The following is a 1,607-nucleotide window of genomic DNA, read 5'->3' on the forward strand; positions in this document are numbered from 1 at the left end:
GGGTAAGGTTTTGAAAGCCAACGAAATCTGTTGGGAAATTGGTGCTTGAAGTTTGAAAGCCATCACCTACGATATTATCCTGATAACTGTAACCCAGTACGGCATTTAAGGTATGGTCGCCGATTTTCTTATCCCAGGTTAAGAATGTTTCTAATATTTTATTGGTGTTTTCAAAATTGCTTCTTAGAGCCGAGCCGTTAGTGCCAAACACACCTCCAATCAGGGTATGTGCTATGCCAATGCCTGGGTCGGGGTTATTGTAAAAGTTCGATGTTGGGTATTTTCCAAAATAACTGCTGTAAAATTCACCATGGGCAGCGGTAGTTTTCTGGTAAGATAAATTAATGTTATAGGTAAAGCCAAACGGCAATTTTACTTCCGTATTAAAACCGCCAATTAAAACGTTATATTTTGTTTCGTCCTGTGCATTATCGGCAATGGCTACCGGATTAAAATAACCTGTATTGTTCAGGTTTTCGAAATAACTTCCATCTGCATTATAAATTGGCGAAACAGGTAAGCGCTTTGCAGCCTGTAACAATACAATGTTCTGTAATGGCTCGTTAATAGACTTGCTACTCGAATTGGATAGGTTTAAACTGAATTTTACTTTATCATTGAATGCGTACTGATCTATGTTTAATCGACCAATAATACGATTTAATGAACTTTTATTTAAAATACCCTCCTTGTTAAAGTAGTTTAAGCTGGCGCTATAGTTACTGTGATCGGTACCACCGCTAAATGAAAGGTTATGGTTCTGCGAATATGCTGTAGAACGCTCAATGGCTTTCATCCAATTTACATTTTCGCCTTTATCATCATTTGGCGAAAATGCAACCTTGTTAGCTGTAAGGTAAGCCCTTAATTGATCAGCATCCATTAAATCAAGCTGATTACTTACTTTTTCGGCAGCTATATAGCCGCTATAGCTTAACTGCGGCATGCCCGATTTACCACGTTTTGTTGTTACTATAATTACGCCACTAGCTGCACGGTTACCATAAATAGCAGTTGCTGCGGCATCTTTTAATACATCAATTGATGCAATATCGGCTGGTGCTATCGCCGCAATATCGGCTCCAGGGATACCATCTATAACATAAAAAGGTGCTCCTGGACTATTAACGGTAGATGCACCGCGTAAGATTACGGCCGCAGGTTTGTTGGGGTCGCCACTGGCACTAATATTCAGCCCCGGAACTTTACCCTGTAGCAGCTGCCCAACATCTGCAATAGCTCCTTTATTTAATTCCTCAGGTTTTACTGAAGTAATGGCACTTGATAAGCCCTTGCGAGACCCTTTTCCATATCCTACCACAACTACATCTGTAAGTGAGGTATTCGCTTCTTTTATGGTTACTTTATAGCTCGATGCGGTGCCAATAGTGATTTCTTTGGCTTCGTAGCCCATAAAAGTAAATACGAGTTTGTCGCCGTTTTTGGCAGAGATGCTAAAAGCACCTTTATCTCCGGTAACCGTTACTTTGTTGGTGCCCTTTACCGAAACCGAAGCACCAATAATTGGCATGTTTTCGGTGTCTATTAAATTCCCGGTAATTTTTCGTTCATCCTGCGCAAAGACAGCGTTGAACGACTGGCTGATG

Annotated in this window: 1 protein-coding gene; it reads right to left on the bottom strand. The window is 40.7% G+C overall.

The window, feature by feature from the left end; genetic code table 11:
* The coding region (locus tag AC1DND_RS27530; RefSeq protein WP_477585997.1) for a SusC/RagA family TonB-linked outer membrane protein at window positions 1–1,607 on the bottom strand (1,607 nt) is incomplete at both ends.

The sequence above is a fragment of the Pedobacter sp. 01N416 genome (assembly GCF_056399685.1).